Source organism: Ruegeria sp. ABV3_008 (genome assembly GCF_056161185.1).
This window is the reverse complement of sequence record NZ_JBSWYP010000024.1, coordinates 24,762-31,901: the sequence shown is the minus strand read 5'-3', so window position 1 is coordinate 31,901 and position 7,140 is coordinate 24,762. Positions and strand designations below refer to the sequence as shown.

Sequence of the window (7,140 nt, the reverse complement as noted above, 5' to 3'; positions counted from 1 at the left end):
CCGAAGCCGAAGCCGAAGCCGAAGCCGAAGCCGAAGCCGAAGCCGAAGCCGAAGCCGAAGCCGAAGCCGAAGCCGAAGCCGAAGCCGAAGCGTCCGTCGAGCCGTCGGAACCTATGCAGGCCGATGAGAAACCCGCTGAACCGACCCAGGAACAACGCGGCGGATTTGTTCCGGCCCTGATAGGTGGTGTGATTGCCGCGGGCCTTGGCTTCGCGGCGGCTCAAACGGGGCTGATCTCGTCTGGTGGGTCGGATAACTCGGACGTGATTGCGGCGCTTGAGTCGAAGCTCTCGGAACAATCTGATCAGATCGAAGCGCTGACGAAGCAACTCTCGGATGCGCCAGACGTGTCGGGCCTGACGGATCAGGTTCAGGCGCTGTCGCAAAAACTGGACCCGGTTGATGCAGATCTGACCGCCGTGAAATCCAGTGTCGAATCTCTGACGGGCCAGATCGCGCCTTTGGCTGATCGGCTGATCGAGCTTGAGAAGGCACCGATCTCCGCTAACGCCTCTCCCGAAGCAACCGCTGCGTTTGAAGCTGAACTGAAAAAGCTGCAGGACTCACTGGCGGCGCAGCGCGGTGAGGTCGAAAAGATGGTCGCCGATGCGCAAGCGCTTGAGGCGAAAGCAACGGCCGAAGCGCAAGCCGCGACCAACCTCGCCATCCTGTCCCGCCTGAACGGGCAATTGGATGCCGGTCAGCCTTACTCGGATCTTGTAGGCGAATTGCAAGCGGGGGGTGTGACGGTGCCGGATGCGCTCTCGACGCCTGCGGACAAAGGGGTTGAGACGCTTTCGTCCTTGCGGGCCTCATTCCCTGCGGCGGCGCGTACCGCTTTGGCGGATGCCCGCGATGCGGATAAAGGCACGGGCGTGATCGCCTTTTTGCAACGCCAGACCGGTGCGCGATCGGTGACGCCTCAGGATGGGGATGGCCCGGATGCCGTGCTGTCGCGTGCTCAGGCGGCCTTGGCCGATGGTGATGTCGCCTCTGCCCTGACTGAATTGAAATCCCTGCCAGAGGCGGCGCAGACCGCAATGGCCGATTGGGAACAAGCCGCCCAGACGCGGGTCGCGGCGGTTGAGGCTGCCGATACGCTTGCTTCCAACCTGAACTCGAACTGAAGGACCTGCCATGCTGTGGTCATTGTTTAAGATCCTTGTTTTTGTTGCGATTATCGGCCTTCTGGCTATGGGTGGTCACTTCCTTATGCAAACCAGCGGCGGGGTTCAGATCACCGTCGCCGGGGTCGAATACACGTTGGGGCCGCTGCAATCGGTGATCGCTTTGGGCGTGCTGGTTTTTGGCGTTTGGTTGTTCTTCAAACTGCTGGGCCTGCTGATCGCGACGCTGAAATTCCTCAACGGTGATGAAACTGCCCTGTCGCGCCATTTCGACCGCAGCCGCGAACGGCGCGGGTATGAGGCGCTGTCCGACGGTCTCATGGCGTTGGCATCGGGCGAGGGTCGCATGGCGATGGCCAAGGCCTCTAAGGCCGAGAAACTGCTGAACAAACCGGAACTTACCAACTTGCTGGTCGCGCAAGCGGCCGAAATGACGGGCGACACCAAAAAGGCCTCGGAGACTTACAAAAAGCTGGTGACCAATAGCGCCACGCGCTTTGTCGGTGTGCGCGGTATCATGAAACAGAAGCTGGCCGAGGGCGATGACGAAACCGCGCGCAAACTGGCTGAGAAGGCCCTCGCGCTGAAGCCGCGCCATGAGGAAACGCAAGATGTCTTGCTGAACCTACAGACCAAAGCGCATGATTGGGCCGGAGCGCGGTCGACTCTGACGTCGAAGCTGAAAGCCGGATACCTGCCGCGCGATGTGTTCAAACGGCGCGACGCGGTTCTGGCCCTGTCCGAGGCCAAGGGCATTCTGGAAGATGGCGCAAGCGTCGAGCAACAGGAACAAGCCATCGAGGCCAACCGTCTCTCACCCGATCTCGTCCCTGCTGCCGCCATGGCTGCGCGGGCCTATATCGAAAAAGGCAAACCGCGCCCTGCCACCAAGATCCTCAAGAAAGCGTGGGAGGTTCAGCCCCACCCCGACCTCGCCCATGCTTTTGCTGAGATTGCGCCGGACGAGTCGGCTCAGGACCGTATCAAGCGGTTCACCGCGCTGACCCGTATCCACCCTGAGAACATGGAAACCCGCCTGATTCTGGCCGAATTGAACATCGTCGCCGAGGACTTCCCCGAAGCGCGTCGCGCGCTGGGCGATGTGGTCGAAAAACAGGCCGATGCTCGTGGATACACGTTGATGGCGGCCATCGAGCGCGGCGAAGGTGCCTCGGACGCTGTTGTTCAGGGTTGGCTGGCTAAGGCCTTGACCGCGCCGCGTGGGCCGCAATGGGTCTGCGAGAACTGTCATGACATTCAGCCCGAATGGGGTCCGGTCTGCCAGAATTGCGGCAGCTTCGATACGCTCAGCTGGCAAACGCCTCAGACGCCCGAGATCGCCACGGCCACAGGTGTGCATATGTTGCCGTTGATTGTGGGCGCGCTGGAAGATCAAACCTCGCCTAGCGAGGAGCCAGAACAGGAAGCGCCTGCAGAAGTGATCGAGCTGAACGCCGACACGGTGGATGAGACCGCAGAGAAGCAGGCCTGACCCAAACGGCCTGATCTTTTCCGGCCCACAGCGGCCTTGCAATAGACAAAATTGTTTGGCTCCGCCCCCAAGGGGCGCTGCTTTGGTATGTTTAACGCCAGTGTGACGGGTTTCACTGACTTACCGGTAGCATTTGCCGCATTCTCTCGATGAATCGACCAAGCGTTTTAGATTGAGGAGAAACCAAATGAAAATTGATGAAAAAGGCCTGGATAAATTTGAGAAAGAAGCGGACAAACTTGCGGCGTCGATTGTCCAGCAATCCAAAATCATCGACCAGGCGGAAAAGGCGTCTCCTGTCGCGAAGAAAACACTGGCACCGTTGAAAAAAGCGATTGCAGTGGCGATGAAGCAAGGCAAGGCTGCGCAGAAGGCCATTTCGACTGCCAAGAAGAAAAAATGTATGGACGAAAAGGCCAACAAAGACCTTCTGGTTCAGGTTTCGAAAGCTGCCAAGACTGCATCGGCGGCCAAGAAATTGATCGGTCACGAGGCAACGCATGTGGTGCAACAGGCCGTCCCGAAAGCGAAGCCGAAGCAGATGGAAAAGACCTTCGACGAAAAGCTGAAATTCTGGCAAAACCTTGAAAAGAAAGCCAAATAAATCTGGGACATAGGCCGGGCCTGCACAGAGAAGTGCTGTGCGAGGCCCTGACATCAACGCTCATGGCATGAAATGCTGTTCGAGTGATTGGAATGTGAGACTGAATTCCCCAAGCACACGGGCTATCTTCCCGCCACAAATGCGAGTAATTAATGCAATTTAGGGGGATTTGGTGCCCAGGAGAGGACTCGAACCTCCACGTCCATACGGACACTAGCACCTGAAGCTAGCGCGTCTACCAATTCCGCCACCTGGGCAGGTGTCGTGAGGGGGCGTTTAAGCCCAGCGGCGAGGAGGGTCAACCAGATTCGGACAGATTTTTTGAAAGTTTTTTGAACCACGCCGCTCGGCCCCTTTTCACAGTGGGTTTCTTCGCAGGACACGCGGCGATTTGATGCCTTGTTTCAAAGGGGTTCGGGCGCTACTTCTACGTCAGAGCCACGCAGCAGGAGCCATCGAATGTCGAAACTGGTCACGATCTACGGAGGGTCAGGGTTTGTCGGGCGTTACATCGCGCGCCGTATGGCGGCCAAGGGATGGCGTGTCCGAGTCGCCGTGCGACGCCCGAATGAGGCCATGTTCGTGAAACCCTATGGCGTTGTGGGTCAGGTCGAGCCAGTGTTTTGCAACATCCGGGATGACGCCTCGGTGCAGTTGGCCATGCAGGGCGCGGATGCGGTTGTGAATTGCGTGGGTGTTCTGAACGAACTGGGCAAGAACGGGTTTGATGCAGTGCAGGCCGAAGGGGCCGAACGCATCGCGCGTCTTGCATCCGAGAATGGCGTGGAGCGGATGGTTCATATCTCGGCCATTGGTGCAGATGCCGAGTCGGCCAGCGCTTATTCCCGCACCAAAGCCGCGGGTGAGGCCGGAGTTCTGGCCCATATGCGCGGCGCGGTGATCCTGCGCCCCTCGATCATTTTTGGGACCGAGGATCAGTTCTTCAACCGGTTCGCCTCGATGACGCGCTTCGGGCCGTTTCTGCCTCTGGTCGGGGCTGAGACACGGTTTCAGCCGGTCTATGTGGATGATGTGGCACAAGCGGCCGAGCAGAGTGTCTTGGGGCAAGCGGCCTCGGGCATTTATGAGCTGGGCGGTCCTGAGGTGAAGACCTTCCGGGCTTTGATGCAGCAAATGCTGGACGTCATTCATCGGCGCCGGGTGATTCTGGGCGTGCCGTTTTTTGCCGCCAAGATCATGGCCGGCGTGTTGGATATTCTGAAATTCGTCAGCTTCCAGCTGTTCTCGAATCCGATCCTGACGCGGGATCAGCTCAAGAACCTTCGACAGGACAATGTGGTCGGTGACAGCGCCAAAGGCTTTGCGGATCTTGGTATTGTGCCCACCACGCTGGACGCAGTTCTGCCGGAATACCTGTGGAAGTTCCGCCCGTCAGGTCAGTATGACGACATTCAGAACTCAGCCAAGAACCTGCGGACCTGATCAGCTATAGGCGATCACCAGCAGGATCGCGCCCAGAATGACGCGATAGATGACATAGGGCGTGAAGCTGACACTGCGCAGCAGGCGCATCATCAGGCTGAGGGCCAGCAGGGCCGACACAAAGGCAAAGAGGGCGGCGATCGCTCCGTCTTTGGCCAGTTGCGCGTCGGCTTGGTGGGCTACGTCAATGGATAGCAACACGCCTGAGGCGATGATGGTCGGGATCGACATCAGCATGGCGAGGCGCGCGCCCTCTTCCCGTGTATAGCCCAGATGCCGTGCCCCGGTAATGGTGATGCCTGACCGGGATGTGCCGGGAATCAGAGCGATGGCCTGCCAAAGCCCCATGATGGCCGCGTCACGCAGGGTCCAATCGGCGGCGATCTTGGTCTGGGGGCCTTTCTGGTCCATCCAATAGAGCAGCAGCCCAAACAGCAGCATGGTCCAGCCGATGACGGCGATGGATCGCAGTGCCGCGGTCATGCCGGTCAGGTAAAGGACCAGCCCAGCGAGGACTGTCGGAATCGTTGCCACGATCAAGCCTAGCGCCAGCCGGGCCTGTGCTGTGTCAATGCGCCCCGTCAGCGCCGCAGGCAGCCCGCAGATCGCCTGTTTGACGTCGGACCAGAAATACAAAACAACCGCGCCCAGCGTGCCCACATGGACGGCGACGTCGATGGTTTGGCCCTGATCCTGCATCCCGGTCAGGTTAGGCAGCAAGATCAGATGGCCGGAAGAGGAGACAGGCAGAAATTCAGTAAGCCCCTGAATGATTGCCACGAGAATCAAGTGAAAGAGACTCATTTACCCTGCCGCACTGCCATCAAATTGCTTTGGGTTTATGGGTATTCTGGTGGTGTCGAAAAGGAAAGATGATAGATAGGTCCGTATCGGACATAAAAATAGAAGAAAAAAGCAAATATTTTGCGCGCCAGCCGAGATTTTTCTTAATTAGGTCAGTATTTATGACTTTTCATATCCGGGGCGATCTCATAAAGAGATGCTTCCTAGCCAATTCATGGAGTCGGACCCGTGGCAAAGCAACCGATGTTGAAATTTGTGCAGATTGACCGCGTCATGCCTGAAAAGCGTGCCGCCGATGACCGCAAAGAAGACTTTGACGAAATCTACGCGGAATTCGCATCGGCCAAGGCTGCAGAGCAAGCCAGCCGCTGCAGCCAGTGTGGTGTGCCCTATTGCCAGTCGCATTGCCCATTGCACAACAACATCCCCGACTGGCTGCGCCTGACGGCGACAGGTCGTCTGGAAGAGGCCTACGCGACCAGTCAGGCCACCAACACATTCCCCGAGATCTGTGGCCGTATCTGCCCTCAGGATCGCTTGTGTGAGGGTAATTGTGTGATTGAACAGTCGGGTCACGGTACGGTCACCATCGGGACGATTGAGAAATACATCACCGACACCGCATGGGACAAAGGCTGGGTAAAGCCTGTCGTTCCGACTGCTGAACGCAGCGAAAGCGTCGGCATCATCGGCGGAGGCCCGGGTGGTCTGGCCGCAGCCGACATGCTACGCCGTGCCGGTATCCAAGTCACAGTCTATGACCGCTATGATCGTGCGGGCGGCCTGTTGATGTACGGTATCCCTGGCTTCAAGCTCGAGAAAGACATCGTCCAGCGCCGCAATGACCTGTTGGCCGAAGGCGGGGTGGAGTTCGTTCTGAACTGCGACGTGGACGCCGCCAAATTTGACGAAATTCGCGCCAAGCATGACGCCGTGATCATCGCAACCGGCGTTTACAAGTCGCGTGATCTGTCCATGCCGGGCAGCGGATTGACGGGCATCGAGAAGGCGATCGACTTCCTGACCGCCTCGAACCGCAAAAGCTTTGGTGACGCGGTCGAAGATTTCGACAATGGTCGCCTGAACGCCGACGGCAAGAAAGTTGTCGTTATCGGTGGTGGCGACACGGCGATGGACTGTGTGCGCACCTCGATCCGACAGGGCGCGACCTCGGTCAAATGTCTGTACCGCCGTGACCGTGCCAACATGCCCGGCTCGCAGCGAGAAACGCAGAATGCCGAGGAAGAAGGCGTGGTGTTTGAATGGCTCAGCGCGCCAAAAGGTTTTGTCGGTGATGACAAGGTGTCCGGCGTGATGGTGCAGAAGATGCGCCTGGGACAACCGGATGCGTCGGGCCGTCAGGCCCCTGAGGTGATCGAAGGTGCCGACTATGTCGAGGACGCCGATCTGGTGATCAAGGCGCTGGGTTTTGAGCCCGAAGACTTGCCAACCCTGTTCGGTCAGCCCGATCTGCCGGTCACGCGCTGGGGCACCATCAAAGCGGCATTCCAGACCGGTGAGACCGAGATGGATGGCGTCTACGCCATTGGTGACATCGTGCGCGGTGCCTCTCTGGTCGTCTGGGCGATCCGGGATGGGCGTGACTGCGCCGATGCCATCATCGAGCGGTTCAATGCCAAGGCGGTGGTCGCAGCTGAATAAGCCTCGCC

At 58.6% G+C, this 7,140-nt stretch carries 6 protein-coding genes and 1 tRNA gene; 5 read left to right on the top strand and 2 right to left on the bottom strand.

Going from position 1 to position 7,140, the window contains the following annotated elements; all coding sequences use genetic code 11:
- The 3 genes from ACXAH8_RS22895 to ACXAH8_RS22885 form a co-directional block, all read left to right on the top strand.
- On the top strand, positions 1-1,127 hold a 1,127-nt coding region (locus ACXAH8_RS22895; protein ID WP_475220815.1), incomplete at its 5' end, for a COG4223 family protein.
- Positions 1,128-1,137: 10 nt separating this feature from the next.
- A complete protein-coding gene (locus tag ACXAH8_RS22890; RefSeq protein ID WP_475220814.1) occupies positions 1,138-2,619 on the top strand; it encodes a heme biosynthesis HemY N-terminal domain-containing protein in 1,482 nt (493 codons plus the stop codon).
- 187 nt (positions 2,620-2,806) lie between these two features.
- A complete protein-coding gene (locus tag ACXAH8_RS22885; RefSeq protein WP_475220813.1) occupies positions 2,807-3,223 on the top strand; it encodes a hypothetical protein in 417 nt (138 codons plus the stop codon).
- A 170-nt stretch (positions 3,224-3,393) separates the two neighbouring features.
- Here ACXAH8_RS22885 and ACXAH8_RS22880 read toward each other — a convergent pair.
- Positions 3,394-3,480 (bottom strand) — tRNA-Leu (locus tag ACXAH8_RS22880).
- Positions 3,481-3,682: 202 nt separating this feature from the next.
- Here ACXAH8_RS22880 and ACXAH8_RS22875 point away from each other — a divergent pair.
- Positions 3,683-4,666 (top strand): complex I NDUFA9 subunit family protein, encoded by a 984-nt coding sequence (locus ACXAH8_RS22875; protein ID WP_475220812.1) that lies wholly within the window; start codon positions 3,683-3,685, stop codon positions 4,664-4,666.
- Here the strand turns inward: ACXAH8_RS22875 and ACXAH8_RS22870 are convergent, their stop codons facing one another.
- Complete coding sequence (locus tag ACXAH8_RS22870) at positions 4,667-5,470, bottom strand: undecaprenyl-diphosphate phosphatase (protein WP_475220811.1); 804 nt, start codon at positions 5,468-5,470, stop codon at positions 4,667-4,669.
- A 228-nt stretch (positions 5,471-5,698) separates the two neighbouring features.
- On the opposite strand from ACXAH8_RS22870, the gene ACXAH8_RS22865 reads away from it, so the two are divergent.
- Entirely contained in the window at positions 5,699-7,132 is a 1,434-nt protein-coding gene (locus ACXAH8_RS22865) for an NAD(P)-dependent oxidoreductase (protein ID WP_170689612.1), read from the top strand.
- Positions 7,133-7,140: the final 8 nt, after the last annotated feature.